Consider the following 22,691-nt stretch of genomic DNA (forward strand, 5'->3'; position numbering starts at 1 on the left):
GGGATGCAGATGGATTGGCACGTTATACAAATTCTTTTCTGGCTGGTGGCCGGCCTGGTTTCTTTCTATTTCAGCGTTGGCAATGCCCGGGTCTGGACCAGCATCGCCGTAGGCTTTTTCCTGATCCTGATCGCCGAGATCATCCCCACCGCCATCCCCCTGCTCCCCGGGGCCGAAATCCCCCAGGTCGAGGCGATGAGCTACATCGTCGGCACCATCTCGATCCTGGTCATGAGCCACGGCTTCCAGGAGTATTACGTGTTCTCCCGCACCCTGGAGCTGGAGGGGAACAAGCTCTACGTCTACCTGGCCACCGTCGGGGTCATCGCCGCCTCCCTGGTCTTCATCCTGATCAACCCCGAACCGACCGAGCGCACCCTGAACATCATCCGCGTGGTGGAGAACACCAACTGGGTGTTTCTCGCCCTGATTAACATCGACCTGATCCGCAAAATCTACCTCAACGTCAAGGACAGCCCCATCAGCAAGGGGTTCCTCGCCTTCATCGGGGTCTTCGTCTTCATCTTCCTCTGGAAGGGCTCGGAGCTCTACATCCAGGTCTACGACCTGAACCTCCCCGAGGTTGCCGCCCAGTTCCCGATCCGCTACCAGATCTCCCAGGTGGTCAGCGAAGTGGGCAACCTGCTGGCGGGGCTCTCCGTCGGCGGCACCTTCCTGTTCCTGGCCCGCCTGCTGCGCTGAGCGCAGCAGCGGACGATAGACAAAAAAAGAGAGCTGGCCCCGGTGGTCAGCTCTCTTTTTTTCTCCATGGTTTAAAATCGGATTCAGGGGGGGAACACGCTAGTGTTCACCGGACTGGATTAACCACGAAGATACCGTGTTCACGAAGAACACGAAGGGAAAACCATTTTTCTTTTAATGGATAAAAAGGTTTTCTTCGTGCCCTTCGTGCTCTTCAGCGAGCCTGGCGAGCGGGTGGTGAAATCCAGGGCCAGATTTATTTCGCCACCTGCCCCAGGCGCTGTTTTTCCAGGTCGGTGAAGCGGCGCAGCAGCTCGGCCGCCCAGAGGTAGAAGGGGTGGGCCTGCTCGTCGTCGGCCAGCCTCCGGCAAAAGGGGACCACCCAGGGGTGGAAGAAATTGCCGAAGAAATCGGCCTGGCTGGCGACCCAGCGGCGGGCGGTGGAGATATTGTCCTGCTCGCGGGCCTGCTCCTCGCCCTCGGTGAGATAGTAGAGGAACTCGAGCTCCGTCGGCAGGTAGTCGGCCGGCTCGCTGGTGTGCTCCAGGCTCAGGCCGGCGCTGTGATAGAGACCCGCGACCGCCAGGGTCGACTGCCCCAGCACCCTGGCTTCTTTTTCCAGGTAGACCGAGCCGTAGGGCGGGGCGGGAACCCCGCCGAGGCGGTTGATGAACTGCCCGGTGTAGGCGCTCTGCAACTCCTCCAGCGGTGGGACCTCGGGGTTGGAGAGCCCGGGGAAGATCTCCTGCAGGGTTTTTTCCTCCAGGGTTTCCACGGCCTCGACGGTCTGCTGGTCCGGATAGTGGAACAGGGACGCCAGAAAGGCGTAGATCATTTTGCGTTCGAAGGGCGTGAGCATGGCGGTCCTTTCCTGGAGGGAGGCGAAGGTGATGGTTTCCCCTTCGGGGAAAAACGCCCCATTCTAATCAAGAAATGAAAAAAAATATACCCCCGGAAGATGAAAGAAATGAAGGGAGGCCCCACTCAGGGCCTCCCTTCATTTCTTTCATCTTCTGTAGTCGCTTCCCTTTATTCGGAGCCGGGCTCCGCCGGGTCGTTGAAGCTGGCAAGTTTTCTCGATGGGGGGATCTGCTTTTCCCGCTCCTCCAGCCAGTTGCAGATTTCATCGATATCGAAGGGTTTGCTGAAGATCCTGCACCCCAACCGTTCGGCCTTTTCGCGCTCTTCCTGGCTCCAGTTGGCCGAAATGATCGCCTTGTTCTGAATGATGCCCTTGCAGCCGCGGAGGGTCTGCGCCTCGACGAACTCGATTCCCGACAGCCGCGGCATGTGATTGTCGGAAACCAGGATATCACCGCAGGCGTCCTCGTGGGGACAGGCGTTCATCGGTTCGGAAAAAATCGGGCAGACCGTCGGGTCGGCAAAGCTCAGGACTTCGTAGCCCCGTTGGCGAAGAATGACCGTGAGCAGCTCCCGGCAACCCTCGTCATCTTCCAGAACGATTGCTCTGAATTTCATCCTCGATATTCCCTATGCGGATCGGGTTGACGTTGCCTTTATTCTACCCTCAGCGCCGGACAAAAATATAGAGCGAGCCGCGAAAACGTATGATGGATGCCTCGGTCGGCCGTTCCTGCGCGCTCTACTGGGCCTCCGGTTTGCTCTCCAGGGGCACCAGCACGATCTGGATGCGCCGGTTCTGCGCCCGCCCTTCGGGGGTGGTGTTGTCGGCGACCGGCCGGAACTCGCCGTAACCGCAGGAGGAGAGGCGCTCGCCGGGGATGGCGACCTGCTCCCTGAGAAAGCGCACCACGTTGGTGGCGCGCGCCGTGGAGAGCTCCCAGTTGCTGGGGAAGGTTTCCTTCAGCCGCGAGCTGATGGGGACGTTGTCCGTGTGCCCCTCGACGCGGATCTCCTTGTCCTGCACGTTTTTGAGAATGTCGCCGACCCGGCGCAGAACCTTGAGCCCGTCGCTCTTGATGTCGGCCTTGCCCGAATCGAACAGGATCCGCTCCACCATGTTGACGGTGAGCTTGCCCTGCAGCTCGGAAATGGTGATCTCGCCGCGCTGGATTTCCGACTCCATCTGGTTGACCAGCTCGTCGTAGGTGCTTTTCATCTGGGCGATGCGCGCCTCGCGGGCGATCCGTTCCCGCTCGACCTCGTTGGCCAGTTCGCGGTTCTGCTCCTCGAGCCGGTCGATGGCCTGGCGCATGTCGGCCATGGCCGCCCCGGCCTCGGCGCTGCGGGCCGAAAGCACCTTCTCCAGCCGTTCGATGTCCGCGCGGGCCCGGGCCAGATCCTGCTGCAGGCCGGTATTGCGTTCGGTCAGCTCGTCGACCTGCAGGCCGAGGTTCCGGTTGCGGGTTTCCAGATCGGCCGCCTGCTCCTGGAGCTTCGCGAAGTCGCTCTGCAGGTTCTGCAGCTTGCCGGCCAGAACGGTGGCCTCGTCCACCTTTTGCTGGTAGGTTGATTTGGCGACGCAGCCGCTGACCAGGGCTGCGGCGGCCAGCAGGGAAATAAGCAGGGACAGTGGGCGCACGGTGGATTCTCCTTTGCGGATGGGCGGTAGGAAACAGGTGGCGGCTCAACGGGCGGCGGGCCCGGCACCGCCCCACATTTTCCAGCACAACCCCTGAAAAGTAAAGGGGCTTTGTTGGACGAAAAGCCGCGGGCTTTTCGGTTGCGGGACCCGCGGATGCTGTGGTATAAAAAAGCATTTTCAATACCTTAGCAGGAGTTCGCGATGTTCGAAATCGAGCGGATCATCCGCACCGCGCTTCAGGAGGACATCGGGCACGGCGACGTCACCACCATGGCAACGGTGGAAAAAGGGACCTCCGCCCGGGCCCAACTGGTGGCCAAAGAGGACTTTGTCCTGTCGGGAATCGATGTTGCCCGGCAGGTTTTTCTTTTTCTGGACGAGACGATCGCCTTCGAGAAGCTCATCGAGGACGGTCAGCGGGTCGGCCGGGGCGAGGTGCTGGCCTGGATCAAGGGAGAGGCCGCCACGTTGCTGCAGGGCGAGCGCGTCGCCCTGAACCTGCTGCAGCGCATGAGCGGCATCGCCACCCTGACCGCCCAGTTCGTCGAGGCGGTGAAGGGGACGGGCGCCACCATCGTCGACACCCGCAAAACCACCCCCGGCCTGCGGGTGCTGGAGAAGTTCTCGGTGCGGGTCGGCGGCGGCACCAACCACCGCACTTCGCTCTATGATGGAGTGCTGATCAAGGAGAACCACATCGCCGCCGCCGGCGGCATCGCCACCGCCGTCTCCCGCGCCCGCGCCCGGGTTCCCCACACCCTCAAGATCGAGGTGGAGACCCAGAACCTGGATGAAGTGGGCGAGGCGCTCGAAGCCGGCGCCGACATCATCCTGCTCGACAACATGAGCCTCGAACAGATGCGCGAGGCGGTCAAGCTCATCGACGGCCGCGCCCTCGCCGAAGCCTCGGGCGGCGTCAACCTGAAGACGGTCAGGGGGATTGCCGAGACCGGGGTCAACCTGATCTCCGTCGGCGCGCTGACCCATTCCTTCAGGGCCGTCGACATCTCCATGTTGTTCCAGTAGGTCCGCCGATGAGCGGCAAAGGCTCTCAGGAAGAGATCCTGCGGCTGTTCCGCCGCAAGGGGGGCGACTACCTCTCGGGCGAGGAGATCAGCCAGGGGTTGGGGGTTTCGCGCACCGCGGTCTGGAAGCACATCCGCCAGCTGCGCGACCAGGGCTACACCATCGAGGCGGTCCCCTCCAAGGGCTACCGGCTTGCCGAGGCGCCCGACCGGCTGCTCCCCGCGGAGATCCAGGCCGGCCTGGAGACGCAGCGGATCGGCCGCGAGGTGGTCTATTTCGAAGAGACCGACTCGACCAACCTGCGCGCCCATGAGCTGGGTGCCGGCGGATACCCCGACGGGACGGTGATCATCGCCGACCGGCAGAGCGCCGGCAAGGGCCGCCTGGGGCGCCGATGGGCCTCGCCCGAAGGGGTCAACCTCTACACCTCGGTGCTGCTGCGCCCTGACATCCTGCCCTTCATGGCGCCGCAGCTTACCTTTCTTTCCGCGGTGGCGGTGGCCAGGGCCATCGGGGAGGCCAGCGGGCTACAGCCCCGGGTCAAGTGGCCCAACGACGTGCTGCTGAGCGGAAAAAAGGTGGCCGGGCTGCTCAACGAAATGCACGCCGAGACCGAGGGGATTCACTACGTGATCCTCGGCATCGGCGTCAATCTCAATATGCGCCCCGAGCAGTTTCCCGGGGACCTGCGCTATCCCGCCACCTCGGTGGCCATCGAAAAAGGCTCGACGGTCTCGCGCACCGGCTTCGCCCGCTGTCTTTACCGCGAGATCGACCGCCTCTACGAGCGCTACCTGGCCGAGGGGGTCGCCCCCATCATTCGCGAGTGGGAAGGGCTCTGCGACCTGGTCGGCCGCCAGGTCGAGGTCGACTGCCAGCAGCGCATCATCCGCGGCCTGGTCACCGGCCTCGATGAAGACGGCGCCCTGCTGGTGCGCACCGCCGAGGGGACCGAAGAAAGAATCCTCGCCGGGGATGTAAGACCAATGAAAGGCGAGTGATAAGTGATGAGTAATGAGTGATGAGTTAAAGGCAAAGGGCTTGAACGCCTTTCACCAATCACGCATCACGCCTTACGCATCACGGTTTTCAGGATTTTACAACTCACTCATCACTAATTACTCATTACTGGGTCTAACAAACATATGCTGCTGGTCATCGACGTAGGCAACACCAACACCGTTCTCGGCATGTACGACGATACCCGGCTGGTCCGCCACTGGCGGCTGACCACCGACAAATCGCGGACCGTGGACGAGTACGCCATTCTCATCGGGCAGCTTTTCCATCTGGCGGATATCCGCTTTGCCGATATCCGCGACGTGGTCATCTCCTGCGTGGTGCCGCCGGTGCTGAACACCTTCGAAAACCTCTGTCGCAGCTATTTTCAGAAAAAGCCCTATATCGTCGGCCCGGGCATCAAGACCGGGATGCCGATCCTTTACGACAACCCCCGCGAGGTGGGCGCCGACCGCATCGTCAACGCCGTGGCCGCCTACGAAAAATACCGCCGGGCGCTGATTATCGTTGACTTCGGCACCGCCACCACCTTCGACTTCATCTCCGCCAAGGGGGAGTACCTCGGCGGGGCCATCGCGCCGGGGGTGGCGATCTCCGCCGAGGCCCTGTTCGAGCGGGCCAGCAAGCTGCCCAGGGTGGAACTGGCGCGGCCGCCCCAGATCATCGCCAAGAACACGGTCAACAGCATGCAGGCGGGGATCTTCTTCGGCTACGTCGGGCTGGTCGAGGGGATCGTCGCGCGCATGAAGCAGGAGTCGGGCGAGAACCCCCTGGTGGTCGCTACCGGGGGCCTTGCCCCGCTGATTTCCAGCGCCACCCAGGTCATCGAAGAGGTCGAGCCGCTGCTGACCCTGGACGGGCTGCTGATCATTTACGGGCGCAACAAAACGGCGGTGGATTCCTCATCGCCCAGGTGATAGACTGACTGATCATTTGCCGTGCGGCAGGGGGGCCGCAATCAAACTGGTCCTGTTCCGAGAATACCGGCCATATGGCGTGCTGTTCGTTGTTTCCTGCCAGTGATCCTTTAACCGAGGCCCCTGCCGGGCTGGAATGAGAGGAGAGACCATGGGAAAGTACGACACTTCTAAGTTGCGGAATTTCGGAATCGTTGCCCACGGAGGGGCGGGCAAGACCTCCCTGACCGAGGCGATCCTCTTCAATACCGGGATGATCGACCGGTTGGGGCGGGTCGATGACGGAACCTCGAGCATGGACTTCGAGCCCGAGGAGATCAAGCGCAACATCACCATCAGTTCGAGCCTCAACCACTGCATCTGGCAGGACCACACCCTGCACCTGGTCGACACCCCCGGCTACGGCAACTTTCTCCACGAAACCCGCAGCTGCCTGCGCATCCTCGGTGGCGCGGTGCTGATTGTCTCGGCCATCTCCGGGGTCAAGGCGCAGACCCAGAAGATCTGGGAATGGGCCGACGAATTCGAGGTGCCGCGCATCGCCTTCGTCAACAAGATGGACCGGGAGCGCGCCGATTTCCTCAAGGCCGTCGACGACATGGAGAAGAACCTCTCCACCCGCGCGGTGGTGGTCAACTTCCCCATCGGCGCCGAAGAGAACTTCCGCGGCATCATCGACCTGGTGCACATGAAGGCTCGCCTGTTCAAGTTCGACGAGAAGGGCACCTACGATGAAGCGGAGATCCCCGAGGAGTACCAGGCCGAGGCCCAGCGGCTGCGCACCATGCTGCTCGAGGCGGTGGCCGACGCCGACGACGAGCTGATGGAAAAATACCTCGAGAGCGAAGACCTCTCCGAGGCCGACATCCTGCTCGGGCTGCGCGAGGGGACCCTGACCGGCGTGTTCACCCCGGTGCTCTGCGGCAGCGCCACGGCCAACATCGGCGTGCGCCAGCTGCTCGACTTCATCGTCCACTGCCTCCCCTCACCCCTCGACAAGGGGATCCAGATCGGCAAGAACCCCAAGACCGAAGAGTTCGAGGAACGCCAGCCGAGCGAGGAAGAGCCCTTCTCGGCCATGGTGTTCAAGACCATCAGCGATCCCTACACCGGCAAGCTGACCCTGTTCCGGGTCTACTCCGGAACGCTCAAATCCGACTCCTCGGTCTACAACCCCAACAAGCAGGCCAGCGAGCGCATCGGGCAGATCTACGAGATGGAGGGGAAAAAGCAGGTCCCCATCGCCATGGCGGTGGCCGGCGACATCGTCGCGGTGGCCAAGCTCAAGGTGACCACCACCGGGGACACCCTCTGCGACGCCGCCAAGCCCATCGTCTACGAGAGCCCGCTACCGCTCAAGCCGGTCATCTCCTTCGCCCTGCGGGCCAAGAGCAAGAACGACGAGGAGAAGGTCAGCACCGGCCTGCACCGGCTGATGGAGGAAGACCCCACCCTGCTGGTGGCGCGCGACGAGGAGACCCACGAGCTGATCCTTTCGGGGATGGGCCAGGTTCACGTCGAGGTCGCGGTGGAGAAGCTCAAGCGCAAGTACGGCGTCGAGGTCGAGCTCAAGGAGCCCAAGGTCCCCTATCGCGAAACCATCCGCGGCCGGGCCAAGGTGCAGGGCAAGTACAAGAAGCAGTCCGGCGGCCGCGGCCAGTACGGCGACACCTGGATCGAAATGGAGCCGCTGCCGCGCGGCGGCGGGTTCGAGTTCGTCGACAAGATCGTCGGCGGGGTCATCCCCCGCCAGTACATCCCCGCGGTGGAAAAGGGGATCGTCGAGGCCATGCACCACGGCCACCTGGGCGGGTTCCCGGTGGTGGACGTCAGGGTGACCCTGTTCGACGGCTCGCACCACTCGGTGGACTCGTCGGAAATGGCCTTCAAGATCGCCGGTTCCATGGGCTTCAAGAAGGCCCTCGAGCAGGCCAACCCGATTCTGCTCGAGCCGATCATGAACATGGAGGTCACCGTCCCCGACGACTGCATCGGCGACGTCATCGGCGATCTCAACTCCCGTCGCGGCAAGGTCATGGGGGTCGAGCCCAAGGCCGGCAGCCAGGTCATCAAGGCCCAGGTGGCCATGTCCGAGGTGCTCAAGTACGCCCCCGAGCTGCGCTCCATGACCTCGGACCGCGGGCTGTTCACCATGGAATTCTCCCACTACGAGGAGGTCCCGCCGCACATGACGGCGAAGATTCTCGCCGAGCGGCAGAAGGAAAAGGAGTCCTGACCTGCGGAAACCACCACCAGGTCCGGCACGGATCCGCGCCCTCCCCCCCCGGCGGGGGAGGGCTGCCGGGTTCTTTCAATCAGGTGCAGATTCGAATAAAGGAATAAAGGAAGGGCGGAGACGCGATGGCGGATAACCAGGACTGGCAATGGGAAGAAGAGGAGAGTAAGGCCAAGGGAGGCGAAGGGCAGGGGGATGTTCCCGCCGAGGAAATTGCCCCCGCCGAATCCCCGGACGAGCCGGCCAGGACTGCGGCAAGGGGTTCCGCGACCCGAATCCTGCTCCTGGTGCTGCTGCTGACCCTGGTGGGTGGGGCCGGGTACTATTATTTCGCCGGCGTCCCCCTGCCCGAGGAGCCGGCTGCCGATGCCGGACGCCAGAAACAGCCGATCGTCATGCCGATGCCCATCCCGCCCAAAGAGGAGCCGGCATCCGTGGAGCAAGCGCCGGCGGCGGCTGAGGCACCCTTGCCCAAGGGGGTGCTCAAGGAGGTCATCGTCCCGCAGCAGGTGGCTGCGGCCGGCCCGGCGAGCCCCGAAGCGCAGCCCCCTGGTGAGGCCCAGGCCCCGGCGCAACCGGCGCCGGAGCAGGCGGATGCCGGCACCGAAGCGGCTGCGCCGCCCGCCCAGCCCGCAGCCGGCCCTGCGGAAGCGAAGCCTGCCAAGACGGAGCCTGCCAAGGCGGTCAAACCGGCGGCCGGCGTGCGCTACCTCGTGCAGTCCGCGGTGTACACCGACCGGAAGAAACTGGATGCGGCCCGGGCCGCCCTGAAAAAGTTCGGCTTCGAACCCAAAGTGTCGCCGGTGAAAAGCACCCTGGAAATGACCCGCCTGCGCATCGGGGTGTTCTCCCCGCAGCAGGCCAAAAACAAGCTGCGGGAACTGCATGCCGGTGCGGCCCCCGACGCCTTCTCCATCGCGGAAAACGACCAGGTGAAGGTCTACGCCGCCTCTTACTACGACCTCGACAAGGCGCGGGGTTTTGCCGATCAGCTTTTCCAGCGGGGGGTCAAGGTGGCTGAAGAGGCGGCCACGGTGGAGGTCACCCTGTCCAAGCTGAGTTTCGGGGATTTCACCGAGCGCTCCCGCGCCGAGCAGGCCGCCGAGCAGGCCCGGTCCGCCGGAATCGAAGCCCTGGTCGTGCAGAAACCCTGACCTGAGCCGGGCAAGCGGTTTTTATGGAGAAGCAGAGTACAACCCTGCGCCTGCTGGTGTCACCCGAGGTGGCACGGGTGGTCGGCAAAAGCGCTCCCCGCGAGGTCAGGATGACCGCGGCGCGCGGAGCGGTTCCCCTCTCGGGCCGGGACCTGGTCACGGCCCTGTTTTTCCTCTGTCACGGCGGGGACCCGGAAATCCGCGACCAGGCCCTGGCCACCTTGCGGGATATGCCGGCCACCCTGCTGGCATCGGTGGTCCGGGAACCCGACCTGCACCCCAAGCTGCTCGATCTGATCGCCCGGGTGCGGATTCGGGACCGGGTGGTAATGGAAACCCTGCTGGTCAATCACAGCGTGGAGACCCATACCCTGAGCCACGTCGCCGGCAGGTGCGACGGCGTGCTGCTGTCCCTGCTCGCGGCCAATGACCAGCGGCTGCTGGAATCGCCCGAGCTGGTTGCCGCCATTGTCGGGAACCCCCACGCGGACCGGGCTCTCAAGTTCCGGCTGGGTTGGCGTGAAGAGCCCGCGGAGCCGCCCCCCGGCGAGGAGCCCACGACGGACGGTGACCCGGCCGGAGAGTCGGCCCCGGATGGGATGGATGAGCCCGGCCCGGAGGGCGAGGATGACCAGGAGGCGGAGTTCACCGAGGAAGAGGTGAACCTGTCGAAATACCAACTGGCGCTGGAGATGGGGGTTTCCGAAAAGATCAAGATGGCCCTCACCGGGGACAAGGAATGGCGTAATATATTCATCAAGGACGCCAACAAGCTGGTATCCTCGGCGGTGCTCAAGAACCCGCGCATCACCGATGGCGAAGTAATGACCATTGCCAAGAACAAGAGTTCCAGCGAGGAACTGATCCGCCTGATCACCCTCAACCGTGAATGGGTAAAAAACTACGAAATCAAAAAGGCCCTGGTGCTGCATCCGCGCACGCCGCTGCCCAAGGCGCTGCGCTTTATGAACATCCTGGGTGAAAAAGACCTCAAAACCCTGGCCAAAAGCCGCAATGTTTCGCAGGTGATCGCCAATAACGCGCGGCGCATGCTGATGGCCAAGGTCAAGAAGAACTGAATTTACTGGAGTTGCCTGAATGGAAAAAGGAACGATCATCGCTGTTTGCACCAGCCCCGGCAAAGGGGAGCGGAAAAAAGACGTCGGCCAGGGGACCCTGGTGGAGAATTTCGGTCTCGAAGGAGACGGCCACGGCGGCGACTGGCACCGCCAGGTCAGCCTGCTGGCCACCGAGAGCATCGACAAGATGCGTGCCGCCGGTCTCGATGTCGGCCCCGGCGACTTCGCCGAGAACCTGACCACCCGGGGCATCAACCTCTGCGGGCTCAAGGTGGGCACCCGCGTCAGGGTGGGCAGCTCGGCCCTGCTGGAGATCAGCCAGATCGGCAAGATCTGCCACGAGCGCTGTGCCATCTACTACCAGGCGGGCGACTGCGTCATGCCCAAGGAGGGGATTTTCGCCAAGGTCCTCAAGGGCGGGCCGGTCGCCCACGGCGACAGCCTCGAGGTGGTCGAGGTTCCGGCCTGCGCGGAGCCGGGTAAATGAGCGGGGCAGGGCGGTACACCATCGGCGTTCTGACCCTCTCGGACAAGGGCTCCCGCGGCGAGCGCGAGGACGAGAGCGGGCGCATCGTGCGGGAAATGGTCGCCGGCCTGGGCGAGGTGACCCGCTACCAGGTCATCCCCGACGAAGAGGAACTGATCGTCCGGACCCTGGTGGAATGGGCCGACCGCGACGGGCTCGACCTGATCCTGACCACCGGCGGCACCGGCCTCACCCCCCGCGACGTCACCCCCGAGGCGACGGCGCGGGTCATCGAGCGCGAGGTCCCCGGCATGGCCGAGGCGATGCGCATGGCCAGCCTGCAGAAAACCCCCCACGCCATGCTCTCTCGAGCCATGGCCGGGGTGCGCCGGCATTCGCTGATCATCAACCTGCCTGGCAGCCCCAAGGGGGTCCGGGAAAACCTCGAGGTGGTCCTGCCGGCCCTGGAGCATGGCCTGGCCAAGCTCAAGGGCGATCCTTCCGAGTGTGCCAGGTAAGGTTTTTTCCAGCCAGGGCCACCCTCACCCCGGCCCTCTCCCTGAAGGAGAGGGGGCGGTAATGCAATCCCCCGTGCGGTTTCCGTCCGGGGGATTGTTTTTGGCATCTTTCTGGCAACCCTTTTCGCGGATACCAACAAATTGACGGGAGATTGACGGTGGCAAAGGAAAAGATACTGCTGGCCGATGACGTGGAGCTCTTTCTGGAGCTGGAGAAGACCTTTTTTCGCCGCGAAGGGTTCGACCTGCTGGTGGCCCGCACCGGCAAGGCCGCCTACGATCTGACCGTGGCCGAGCGCCCCGACCTGGTGATGATGGACCTCTACATGCCCGAGATGGATGGCGACGAGGCCTGCCGCCGGCTCAAGGAGAATCCCCAGACCGCCGCCATCCCGGTGATCATGGTGACTCAAGGGGGCCGGGAGAGCGATTTCGAAAAATGCCGGCGGGCCGGATGCGACGACATTCTGCTCAAGCCGATCAACCGTCACCACCTGGTCGCCACCGCCCGCAAGCACCTGAAAATCGTCGATCGCGGAGCACCGCGCGTTTCGGCCCGCCTCAAGGTGTACTTCGGGCAGGACCCGCCGCAGCTGCTCAGCAACTATTCGGTCAACCTGAGCACCGGCGGGCTGTTCCTCGAAACCGCAGAACCCCTGGATTCGGAGACGCTGATCAGCCTCGAGTTCCTGCTGCCCGACCGGGAGGCGCCGGTTCGCTGCCAGGCCCGGGTGGCCTGGGCCAACCACCTGGTTCGGCCGAAAAAACCCCTGCTCCCCCAGGGCGTCGGCCTGCAGTTCATCGATCTGAAGCTGCAGGACCTGGACGCGATCCGAGAGTTCATCAAGGGCGAGTGCCTGGCCCCCCACTGGTAATTCCCCCCCCGTGTCATCTCCATTTCGGCCCGCCTGGATTAAGGCGGGCTTTTTTATTGGGCAATTCCGGTTTTTTTGGCCTGTATCAATTGCAGGTTGGAAGTCTCTTGTTAAATTTTTTCCGTGGCAATGGGGCGGTCCGTCCCCGGGATCCGAATGCAAGCAGGCAAATCCCCTGTGGCATGGGGCTTCGGTGGGATGAAATTAAAATATAATCATGGAGGCAGTTGATGAGAAAAAAATGGTTAATCAAGGGAGCGGTTCTGCTTGCTGGGTTCGCAATGTGTGCGGGCATGGCCTGGGGGACCGAAGGGGTACGGATATCCAAGGAAACCAAGGAGTGTCTCGGCTGCCACGAGTCGATGCCGGGGATCGTCAGCCAGTGGGAAGACAGCGCCCACTGGAACGCCGGCGTCGGCTGCTTCGAGTGTCACAAGGCCAATAAGGGCGAAAGCGACGCCATGGACCACTACGGGTACACGGTATCGATCATCGTCTCGCCCAAGGACTGCGGCCAGTGCCATCCCCGCGAGTCCCAGGAGATGGGCGCCAGCCACCATGCCGAGGCCGGCAACATCCTCAACTCCAAGGACGGCCTGCTCGGCCAGACCGTCGGCGGCGAGCCGGCCGTCGCGGTGGGCTGCCGCCAGTGCCACGGTTCCATCGTCAAGACCAAGGCCGACGGCACCCTGGATGCCAACACCTGGCCCAACACCGGCATCGGCCGGGTCAACCCCGACGGTTCCAAGGGCGCCTGCTCGGCCTGCCACACCCGCCACCGCTTCAGCAAGGAGCAGGCGCGCAAGCCCGAGTCCTGCGGCAAGTGTCACCTCGGCCCCGACCATCCGCAGAAAGAGGTCTATGAAGAGTCCAAGCACGGCATCCTCTACCGGGCCTTCGAAGACAAGCTGAACATGGACAAGCCCAAGTGGGTGGCCGGCCAGGATTACTACGACGCCCCCACCTGTTCCACCTGCCACATGAGCGCCACCCCCGATCAGCCCGTCACCCATGACGTCGGCACCCGGCTGAGCTGGGACCTGCGCGCCCCGATCTCCAAGCGCACCGACAACTCGGCCAAGAAGTTGGCCGACATGAAGGACGTCTGCTCCTCCTGCCACGGCGCGCCCTTCGTCGACGGGTTCTACATGCAGCTGGACGGCTTCGTCGAGTTCTACAACAACAAGTTCGCCATCCCCGCCCAGGAGATCCGCGCCAAGCTAATGGACGAGGGCGTCATCTCCAAGCAGGACTTCGACGACCGCATCGACTGGATCTACTGGGAGCTCTGGCACCACGAAGGGCGCCGGGCGCGCCACGGCGCAGCCATGTCCGGCCCCGACTACGCCTGGTGGCACGGCATCTATGACGTCGCCAAGCACTTCTACACCGAACTGCTCCCCGAGGCCCGCGAGGCCTGCGAGCGGGCCGGCAAGCCCCAGGTCTACGAGGAGATCATCGCCAAGTACATCGACGGGCGCCCCGAACACCAATGGTTCACCAAGGGCTTCGATCCGAAGCAGATCGAGAACATCAAGGAGTATTACCAGGATCGTTACAAGCAGGAAGTGAAATAAGTCGCTCTCCCCAGCAGGGAGACAGGAAAAAGCCCGGCGGGACTCCCGCCGGGCTTTTTCATTGGGCCAGGATGCCCTTGCGGGGGGGGGGCGGCCCGCGGTTCCCCCGGGAAAGGTTACTCCCGGGTAACGTGTTCCCCGGAAACGCTACCGGCCGGTAGCGTTGAACCAGATTTATTCATTGACTGAAGCACAGAAGGTGGCGCGAGTTCCAGGGAACAATATGTGATAACAGGGTCTTGCAGGTGTTTTTCGTGCGGACCCCAATATGGCACAGTCCTGGAAAGGTTAAAATGCCTGGCCGCTCAGGCCGCAGTGATCTTGTCATCCCGGGGGAGCGCCCGAATTACAGGCCCTCCCCTTTTTCCGTCCTGTCCGAAAGCGTTATGAAACCAAGCTCTTCGCCTGCCGCGGAACCGCACCGGGAGATCCGCCCGGTGGGCCCCTCCCACTCCCTGCGCTGGGGTGCCCTGGCCCTGGCCGCCGCCTGGACCCTGGCGGTCGGGGTCGGGCTGGCCTGGAACCTCAGCCGGGAAAAAAAGGACATTCTGGCGCTGGCGCGGATCCAGGCCCGTACCTTCAGCGACAAGATGCTGGTTTACCGGCATTGGAACGCCCGCCACGGAGGGGTTTACGTGGAGGTCTCCCCGGAGACCGCGCCCAATCCCTACCTGGCCGGGGTTCTCGAGCGGGACCTGGTCACTCCCTCCGGGCGGATGCTGACCATGGTCAATCCCGCCTATATGCTGCGGGAGGTGTTCGCCCTGGAAAGCCGCTTCTACGGGCTCGGCGGCCGCATCACCAGTCTGCAGCCGATCAACCCGAGCAATGCCCCGGATCTTTGGGAGGAACAGGCGCTGCGCGCCCTCGCCCGGGGGGCCGCCGAGGTCAGCGAGGCGGTGGACAGCGATGGCGACGGCCTGCTGCGCATGATGCGGCCGCTGCTGGTGGAGCCCGCCTGCCTCAAGTGCCATGGCCGCCAGGGGTACCGGGTCGGCGACCTGCGCGGCGGCCTGAGCATGAGCGTCTCCCTGGAGCCGTTGCGGGCGGTGCGCCGCAGCCACGTTCTGGGGGCTTCCGCCGGCGCCGCGGTGCTGTGGCTGTGCGGCCTGGTGGTTATTCGCTTTGGCGCCCGGCGGCTCGGCTCCTCGCTGCTGGAGGGGCGCCAGGCCGCCGATCTCGCCCACTACCTGGCCCACTACGACAGCCTGACCGGGCTCGCCAACCAGGCGCAGTTCCACAACAAGGTGCGCCTCGCCCTGGCCCAGGTGCAGAAGAGCCACGACCTGGCCGCCGTGCTGCTGGTCGACCTCGATCATTTCAAAAAAATCAATCACGCCCTCGGCCATGCCCAGGGTGATCGACTGCTGCAGCAGATCGGGCGCCGGCTGGCCGCCGAGGTCGGCGAGCGCGGCACCGTGGCGCGCCTGGGCGGCGCGGTCTTTCCCGTGCTGCTGCCCTGTATCGCTCATTCCTCCGAGGCGGCGCACCTGGCTCGCAGCCTGTCGAGTGTCCTGAGCGCCCCGTTCTACCTGCGGGAAAAGGAGGTTGCCGTTACGGCCAGCATCGGCATCGCCATCTATCCCAGTGACGGCGAAGATGGGCCGACCCTGCTGCAGAACGCCGAGAGCGCCCTGCATTCCGCCAAGACCTCGGGCAAGAACGGGCTGTGCTTTTACACCCGCGGGATGAACGCCGACGCCATGGACCGTATCCTGCTCGAGAACGACCTGCGCCGGGCCATCGAACGGCGCGAGCTGCACCTGCACTACCAGCCCCAGGTCGATGCCCGCAGCGGGCGGCTGGTCGGTGCCGAGGCGTTGGCGCGCTGGAACAACCGGCGCCTGGGGGCGGTCAGCCCCGAGGTCTTCATCCCCCTGGCCGAGGAGACCGGGCTGATCCGCCCGCTGGGCGAGTGGGTGCTATTCGACGCCTGCCGCCAGGGCCGCCGCTGGCAGCAACAGGGGCTGGCTCTGCCGGTGGCCGTCAACCTCTCACCCGCCCAGTTCCACCAGGTCGATCTGGTGCAGGTGGTCCAATCCGCCCTGGCCGAAACCGGCCTCGACCCGGCCCTGCTGGTGCTCGAAGTGACCGAAAGCACCGTCATGCGCGACGTCGGTGAGGCCCTCGAAACCCTGAAGGTGCTGAGGGAGATGGGCATCGGGCTGGCCATCGACGATTTCGGCACCGGCTACTCTTCGCTCGCTTCGCTGAAAACCTTCCCCATCGACACCCTGAAAATCGATCGTTCCTTCGTCCGGGACACCCCGCAGGATGCCAACAGCGCGGCCATCGTCAGCGCCATCATCGCCATGGCCCATAACCTCAGCATGAAAGTGCTCGCCGAGGGGGTGGAAAGCCCGGGGCAACTCGAGTTTCTCCGGGACCATGGCTGTTCGGTCGTGCAGGGGCTGCTGTTCGGCTCGCCGCTTTGCTCTTCGGCCTTTTTCGACTACCTCCTCCAGGGCCGGCCCTGCCCCCAAGACCCTGAATCCCGCTAGACGTTCTCAGGGTGTGTTCCCCCCAATTCCCCACTGAAAAAAATCACCCAAATCGGCTCCTTACCCTGCTCATCCACCTGCAACGAGCCCGGGCAGCCAGGCCCGTCGGCATCTTCTCCCTCTGGGGCTCCGGTGGTTTGGCCCTGCGGTCTCAGGAGGGGTTGGTTCTGTTGAAAAAAAACAATAAAAACAATCAAAGATTGATTTTTTGATGCAGGTCAAAAACAGTCCTAAAAAAATGTTTTATTCTTTTTTCAGTCGAGCGGGAATTTCACCGGCAGAACCTGGTGAAAAGCATCGGGTGCTTGTGAATTTAAAGACTTGGCAAGTCGGGGTTTTTTTTATCGGGATTGATGGACGATCACTGGATGAGGTGGAACATGACCGGACGAGGAAGGTGGCGGATTGCCATGTTGGCCATGGTTTTCTGGGTGTCGGCAGGGGCGAGTGTTGGTGCTGCGGACGCTTTGCGGGGCGAAGCGCTGTTTGTCGGGACCGCGTCCTTCGCCAACGGCGGCGCGCCGTGCCTGGGGTGCCACGGCATCGCCGGAGCGGGCCTCGGCAAGGCCGCCGGGGCCAACTACGGGCCGGATCTCACCGCGCTGTTCGAGGACTTCGGCGAGGAAGGGGTGATGGCCGTCCTTGAGGACCTGTCCTTCCCGAGCATGGAGGCGATCTACGCGGCGCGCCCGCTTACCGAACAGGAGCGGGACGACCTGAGCGCCTTTTTCGCGGAAGTCTCCGGGCAGCAGGCCGCCGGCATCGGCGGACGGCTGACCCTCGACGTGGCGATCGCCTCGCTGGCGTTCTTCGCTCTGGTGGCGATGCTGGGTTGGCGCAGGTTGAAGGGTGTCCGGCAGCCCCTGGTGGAGCGGACCCGCAAAGGAAAGGTGAAATAACATGAGCTGGATCAAGGACATCGTCGATCCCAAATCGCGCAAGTGGGAGGAGTTCTACCGCAACCGCAACCAGTGCGACAAGGTGGTGCGCAGCACCCACGGCGTCAACTGCACCGGGGGCTGCTCCTGGAACGTCCACGTCAAGGACGGCATCGTCGGCTGGGAGCTGCAGGCCACCGACTACCCGCCCCTGGAGGAGGGCCTCCCGCCCTACGAGCCGCGCGGCTGCCAGCGGGGGATCTCTTTCTCCTGGTACCTGTACAGCCCGCTGCGGGTCAAGTACCCCTACCTGCGCGGGGTGCTCACCGACCTGTGGCGCGCCGCCAAGGCCAGGCACAACGACCCGGTGGCCGCCTGGGCCGCCATCGTCGAGGACGAGGCCAGCCGCAAGAGCTACCAGCGGGCCCGCGGCAAGGGGGGCTTTCGCCGCTCCAGCTGGGAGGAGGTCGAGGAGATCATCGCCGCCTCCACCGTCTACACCATCAAGAAGTACGGCGCCGACCGCCTGGTCGGCTTCTCGCCGATCCCGGCCATGTCGATGCTCAGCTTCGCCGGCGGCTCGCGCTTCATGCAGCTGCTCGGCGGCGCCAACCTGAGTTTCTACGACTGGTACTGCGACCTGCCCAACGCCTCGCCGGAGATCTGGGGGGAGCAGACCGACGTGGCCGAGAGCGCCGACTGGTACAACAGCAAGTACATCGCGGTGATGGGCTCCAACGTCAACGTGACCCGCACCCCCGACGCCCACTTCCTGGCCGAGGCGCGGCACAACGGCGCCAAGGTCACGGTGCTCTCGCCCGACTTCAGCGTCACCTCCAAGCACGCCGACTGGTGGATCCCGGCCCATGCCGGGCAGGACGGCGCCTTCTGGATGGCGGTCAACCACGTGATCCTCAGCGAATTCCATCACGGGGCCAAGACCCCCTATTTCATGGATTACCTCAAGCGCTACAGCGACACCCCCTTTCTGATCCAGCTGGAGCAGCGGGACGGCGCCTACACCCCGGGCCGGCTGGCCCAGGCCGGCAGCCTCGAGCGTTACGCCGGCGAGGACAACGCCGACTTCAAGTACCTGGTCTTCGACGCGCCCAGCGGCCAGCCGCGCATGCCGCTGGGGACCCTGGGGTTCCGCTGGCAGAAAAAGAAAGGGGAGTGGAACCTGCAAATGCAGGACGGCCAGGACGGCAGCCCCATCGACCCGGCCCTGTCGCTGCTCGAGAGCCATGACGAGGTGCTGCAGGTGGCCTTCGACGATTTCGCCGACGGCAAGACCGTGCGCCGCGGGGTGCCGGTGCGCTACCTGGAGACCGCCCAGGGCCGGGTGCCGGTGGCCACGGTGTTCGACCTGCTGATGGCCCAGTTCGGCGTCGGCCGCGGTCTGCAGGGAGACTACCCGAAGAGCTACGACGCCGAAACCAGCGCCTACACCCCGGCCTGGCAGGAGAAGTACACCGGCATCGACCGGGCCAACGTCGTCCAGTTCGCCCGCGAATGGGCCGCCACCGCAGAAAAGACCCAAGGCAAGTGCTCGATCATCATCGGCGCCGGCATCAACCACTGGTACCACGCCAACCTGACCTACCGGGCGGGGATCGTCTCGCTGATGTTGTGCGGCTGCGTCGGCAAAAACGGCGGCGGCCTCAACCACTACGTCGGCCAGGAAAAGCTCGCCCCGGTCGCCCCTTGGGCCACCATCATGGGCGCCATGGACTGGGTCAAGCCGCCGCGCTTCCAGAACGCCCCCAGCTACCACTACGTGCACAGCGACCAGTGGCGCTACGAGCGCACCGCCGACGAGGTCAAGATCAACCCCGCGGCCCGGCGCAGCCCGATCACCGAGGGGCACACCATCGACCACCAGATCCGCGCCGTGCGCAACGGCTGGCTGCCGTTCTATCCCCAGTTCGACCGCAGCCCCAGCGAGGCAGTCAAACAGGCGGTAGCCGCCGGGGCCAAGGACAACCAGGCGATCGTCGACTGGACCGTCAAACAGTTGGCCGAGAAGAAGATGAAGTTCGCCGTCGAGGACCCCGATGCGCCCGAGAACTGGCCGCGTATGTGGATCATCTGGCGCGGCAACGCCCTGATGTCGAGCGCCAAGGGGCACGAGTACTTCCTCAAGCACTACCTGGGCACCCACACCAACACCATCGCCCCGGAAACCGCCGCCGACTCGGTCAAGGACGTGGTCTGGCGCGACCAGGGGCCGGAGGGCAAGCTTGACCTGGTGGTGGACATCAACTTCCGCATGGACACCTCGGCGCTCTACTCGGACATCGTGCTGCCGACGGCCACCTGGTACGAGAAGGACGACCTCAACTCCACCGACATGCACTCCTTCATCCACCCCCTGCAGGCGGCGGTGCCCCCCTGCTGGGAGGCGCGCAGCGACTGGGACATCTTCAAGGGGCTGGCGAAAAAGGTCAGCGAGCTGGCCGAGACCCATCTGCCCGAGCCGGTGCGCGACATCGTCGCGGTGCCGCTGGCCCACGACACCCCGGCCGAGATGGCCCAGCCGACCATCAAGGACTGGAGCAAGGGCGAGTGCGAGCCGATCCCCGGCAAGACCATGCCCAACTTCGTGGTCGTCGAGCGCGACTACAAGAACCTCTACAACCGCTTCATCTCCTTCGGACCGGCAGCCCGGCAGAACGGCATCGGTGCCCACGGCCTGTCCTGGTCCATCGAGGACTTCTACGACGAGCTGCTGCAGACCCGGCCGACGGTCCAGTGGGGCGGGCAGGAGTACCCCGCGCTCAGCGAAGCCAAGGACGCCGCCAACGTCATCCTGCACCTGGCCCCCGAGACCAACGGCGAGGCGGCCTACCGGGCCTACCAGGCCGAAGAGGTCAAGGTCGGCCTGCCGCTGGCCGACCTGGCGGAGAAGAGCCGCAACGTGCGCACCCGCTTCTCCGACCTCGACCGCCAGCCGCGGAGGCTGCTCAACAGCCCCTGCTGGAGCGGGCTGACCGAGAACGGCCGGGCCTATTCGGCCTACTGCCTCAACGTCGAGCGGCTGGTCCCCTGGCGGACCCTGACCGGGCGCCAGCACTTCTACCTCGACCACGAGAGCTACATCGCCTTCGGCGAGCACCTGCCGACCTACAAGCCCAAGCCTGACCCGAGCGTGCTGCAGGACTTCGTCGCCACCAGGGAGCAGGGCAAGAGCATCATGCTCAACTACCTGACACCTCACGGCAAGTGGAGCATCCACAGCACCTACGGCGACAACCACCGGATGCTGACCCTCTCGCGCGGCTGCCACCCCTTCTGGCTCAACGACCGGGACGCCGCCGAAATCGGGGTCGCCGACAACGACTGGGTCGAGGTCTACAACGATCACGGGGTGGTGGTCACCCGGGCCATCGTCAGCTCCCGGCTGCCGCGGGGCATCGCCTTTCTCTACCATTCGCCCGAGCGCACCGTCGGCGTGCCCAAGTCGCCCTTGCGCGGCAACCGCAGGGGGGGCGGGCACAACAGCCTCAACCGCATCCGCCTCAAGCCCAACCTGATGGTGGGCGGCTACGGTCAGTTCACTTACGGCTGGAACTACTGGGGCCCCACCGGCGCCAACCGCGACACCTTCATTCTGGTGCGCCGGCTCGACGGCGAACCCCAGTGGTGACGCGGCGAAAGGGTAGGGGCAGACCTGCGGGTCTGCCCCGGGGCTGGGCGAACACACAGGTTCGCCCCTACGGAAGGTGATCCAATTCGGGAGATACGACCATGAACATACGCGCACAGATAGCCACGGTTTTCCACCTCGACAAGTGCATCGGCTGCCACACCTGCAGCATCGCCTGCAAGAACCTCTGGACCGACCGCAAGGGCGCCGAGTACATGTGGTGGAACAATGTCGAAACCAAGCCGGGCACCGGCTACCCGACCCGCTGGGAGGACCAGGAGCAGTACAGGGGGGGCTGGGAGCGGGTCGGCTCGCAGCTGCGGCTGAAGATGGGCGGCCGGGGAGGGACCCTGGGCAAGATCTTCCACAACCCCTCGCTGCCGACCATGGACGACTACTACGAGCCCTTCACCTTCAAGTACGACGACCTGACCAACGCCCCGGCCGGCGACGACCAGCCCACCGCGCGCCCGGTGTCGATGGTCAGCGGCAAGCCGATGAAGATCGAGGCCGGCCCCAACTGGGACGACGACCTCTCGGGCTCCACGGTCTACGCCGCCAACGACCCCGGCGTGGTGCAGCTCAGCGAGGAGGAGCAGCAGCAGCTCTTCGCCATCGAGAAGATGGTCTTTTTCCACCTGCCGCGCATCTGCAACCACTGCCTGAACGCCGGCTGCGTCGCCGCCTGCCCCTCGGGGGCTATCTACAAGCGCGGCGAGGACGGCATCGTGCTGGTCGATCAGGACAAGTGCCGCGGCTGGCGCATGTGCGTCTCGGGCTGCCCCTACAAGAAGACCTACTACGGCTGGAGCACCGGCAAGTCGGAAAAGTGCATCCTCTGCTACCCCCGCCAGGAGGCCGGCGAGGCGCCCGCCTGTTTCCACTCCTGCGTCGGGCGCATCCGCTACCTGGGGGTGCTGCTCTACGACGCCGACCGCATCGAGGCCACGGCCATGCAGGAGGACGGCGAGCTGGCTGCCGCCCAGCGCGAGATGATCCTCGACCCCTTCGACCCGCAGGTGCAGCGTGAGGCCGCCAGATGCGGCATCGCCGAGGAGGTGCTGGCCGCGGCCCAGGCCTCGCCGGTCTACAAGTTCGTCAAGCAGTGGGGGATCGCCCTGCCGCTGCATCCTGAGTTCCGCACCCTGCCCATGCTCTTTTACGTGCCGCCGCTGCTGCCGGTGCTCTCCGTCGAGAGCCAGGGGACGCAGAAGCTGGCCGACGACTTCTTCACCACCCTGGAGCGGGCGCGGCTGCCGATCCGCTATCTCGCCGGGCTGTTCGCCGGGGGCAACGAGGAGGAGGTCAAGGCGGTCTACCGGCGGCTGATCGCGGTGCGCATCCAGCGCCGCCAGCAGGGCGTCGGCGACCAGTCCGAGGCCGAGGCGGCCAGGGCCAGGGAGATCGCCGGGCTGAGCGCCGAGCAGGTCGAGGCGATCTATCGCATGACCGCCTTGACCAGCATCAAGGAGCGCATCGTCATCCCGCCCATGCTGCGCGACCGGGCGGTGGAGGCGGGGACGGACCCCGAAGCCTACCGCCAGGAGATGGGCTTCGGCCGCCGCCAGGCGCCGAAGAGGCGGTGGTAGC

Annotated in this window: 18 protein-coding genes; 15 read left to right on the forward strand and 3 right to left on the reverse strand. The window is 64.6% G+C overall.

Going from position 1 to position 22,691, the window contains the following annotated elements:
- Window positions 1–9: 9 nt before the first annotated feature.
- Complete coding sequence (locus DESUT3_RS08020) at window positions 10–702, forward strand: hypothetical protein (RefSeq protein ID WP_225911653.1); 693 nt, start codon at window positions 10–12, stop codon at window positions 700–702.
- 256 nt (window positions 703–958) lie between these two features.
- Here DESUT3_RS08020 and DESUT3_RS08025 read toward each other — a convergent pair whose 3' ends face one another.
- From DESUT3_RS08025 to DESUT3_RS21205, 3 genes are all read right to left on the reverse strand, one after another.
- A complete protein-coding gene (locus DESUT3_RS08025; protein WP_221251967.1) occupies window positions 959–1,561 on the reverse strand; it encodes a TorD/DmsD family molecular chaperone in 603 nt (200 codons plus the stop codon).
- A 170-nt stretch (window positions 1,562–1,731) separates the two neighbouring features.
- A complete protein-coding gene (locus tag DESUT3_RS08030) occupies window positions 1,732–2,181 on the reverse strand; it encodes a response regulator (protein ID WP_221251968.1) in 450 nt (149 codons plus the stop codon).
- A 124-nt stretch (window positions 2,182–2,305) separates the two neighbouring features.
- The gene (locus DESUT3_RS21205; RefSeq protein ID WP_318836009.1) at window positions 2,306–3,205 is read right to left on the reverse strand and encodes an OmpA/MotB family protein; all 900 of its coding nucleotides are present in this window, start codon (window positions 3,203–3,205) and stop codon (window positions 2,306–2,308) included.
- 204 nt (window positions 3,206–3,409) lie between these two features.
- On the opposite strand from DESUT3_RS21205, the gene nadC reads away from it, so the two are divergent.
- The 14 genes from nadC (at window position 3,410) to narH (ending at window position 22,690) form a co-directional block, all read left to right on the forward strand.
- Window positions 3,410–4,234, forward strand: coding sequence for a carboxylating nicotinate-nucleotide diphosphorylase (nadC, locus tag DESUT3_RS08040; protein WP_221251969.1), 825 nt, complete (start codon window positions 3,410–3,412; stop codon window positions 4,232–4,234).
- Between the two features lie 8 nt (window positions 4,235–4,242).
- Entirely contained in the window at window positions 4,243–5,235 is a 993-nt protein-coding gene (locus tag DESUT3_RS08045; RefSeq protein ID WP_221251970.1) for a biotin--[acetyl-CoA-carboxylase] ligase, read from the forward strand.
- A 144-nt stretch (window positions 5,236–5,379) separates the two neighbouring features.
- A complete protein-coding gene (locus DESUT3_RS08050; RefSeq protein WP_221251971.1) occupies window positions 5,380–6,171 on the forward strand; it encodes a type III pantothenate kinase in 792 nt (263 codons plus the stop codon).
- Between the two features lie 151 nt (window positions 6,172–6,322).
- Window positions 6,323–8,407, forward strand: coding sequence for an elongation factor G (fusA, locus tag DESUT3_RS08055; protein ID WP_221251972.1), 2,085 nt, complete (start codon window positions 6,323–6,325; stop codon window positions 8,405–8,407).
- 125 nt (window positions 8,408–8,532) lie between these two features.
- The gene (locus DESUT3_RS08060) at window positions 8,533–9,561 is read left to right on the forward strand and encodes an SPOR domain-containing protein (RefSeq protein ID WP_221251973.1); all 1,029 of its coding nucleotides are present in this window, start codon (window positions 8,533–8,535) and stop codon (window positions 9,559–9,561) included.
- A gap of 23 nt (window positions 9,562–9,584) precedes the next feature.
- The gene (locus DESUT3_RS08065; RefSeq protein ID WP_221251974.1) at window positions 9,585–10,640 is read left to right on the forward strand and encodes a hypothetical protein; all 1,056 of its coding nucleotides are present in this window, start codon (window positions 9,585–9,587) and stop codon (window positions 10,638–10,640) included.
- Between the two features lie 19 nt (window positions 10,641–10,659).
- On the forward strand, window positions 10,660–11,127 hold the full coding sequence (locus tag DESUT3_RS08070) for an MOSC domain-containing protein (RefSeq protein ID WP_221251975.1): 468 nt from the start codon (window positions 10,660–10,662) through the stop codon (window positions 11,125–11,127).
- A complete protein-coding gene (locus DESUT3_RS08075) occupies window positions 11,124–11,624 on the forward strand; it encodes a MogA/MoaB family molybdenum cofactor biosynthesis protein (protein ID WP_221251976.1) in 501 nt (166 codons plus the stop codon). Before DESUT3_RS08070 ends, DESUT3_RS08075 begins: the two co-directional genes overlap by 4 nt.
- A 158-nt stretch (window positions 11,625–11,782) precedes the next feature.
- Complete coding sequence (locus tag DESUT3_RS08080; RefSeq protein ID WP_221251977.1) at window positions 11,783–12,499, forward strand: TIGR02266 family protein; 717 nt, start codon at window positions 11,783–11,785, stop codon at window positions 12,497–12,499.
- A gap of 293 nt (window positions 12,500–12,792) precedes the next feature.
- A complete protein-coding gene (locus tag DESUT3_RS08085; RefSeq protein WP_221251978.1) occupies window positions 12,793–14,076 on the forward strand; it encodes a multiheme c-type cytochrome in 1,284 nt (427 codons plus the stop codon).
- Between the two features lie 386 nt (window positions 14,077–14,462).
- Entirely contained in the window at window positions 14,463–16,577 is a 2,115-nt protein-coding gene (locus DESUT3_RS08090; RefSeq protein ID WP_221251979.1) for an EAL domain-containing protein, read from the forward strand.
- A 410-nt stretch (window positions 16,578–16,987) separates the two neighbouring features.
- Window positions 16,988–17,476 (forward strand): c-type cytochrome, encoded by a 489-nt coding sequence (locus tag DESUT3_RS08095; protein ID WP_221251980.1) that lies wholly within the window; start codon window positions 16,988–16,990, stop codon window positions 17,474–17,476.
- Window position 17,477: 1 nt separating this feature from the next.
- The gene (locus tag DESUT3_RS08100) at window positions 17,478–21,101 is read left to right on the forward strand and encodes a nitrate reductase subunit alpha (protein WP_221251981.1); all 3,624 of its coding nucleotides are present in this window, start codon (window positions 17,478–17,480) and stop codon (window positions 21,099–21,101) included.
- A gap of 101 nt (window positions 21,102–21,202) precedes the next feature.
- Window positions 21,203–22,690: a nitrate reductase subunit beta gene (narH, locus tag DESUT3_RS08105; protein WP_221251982.1), complete on the forward strand. Its 1,488-nt coding sequence runs from the start codon at window positions 21,203–21,205 to the stop codon at window positions 22,688–22,690.
- Window position 22,691: the final 1 nt, after the last annotated feature.

This window comes from Desulfuromonas versatilis (assembly GCF_019704135.1).
In the GTDB taxonomy this organism is placed as follows: Bacteria; Desulfobacterota; Desulfuromonadia; order Desulfuromonadales; family NIT-T3; genus Desulfuromonas_A; species Desulfuromonas_A versatilis.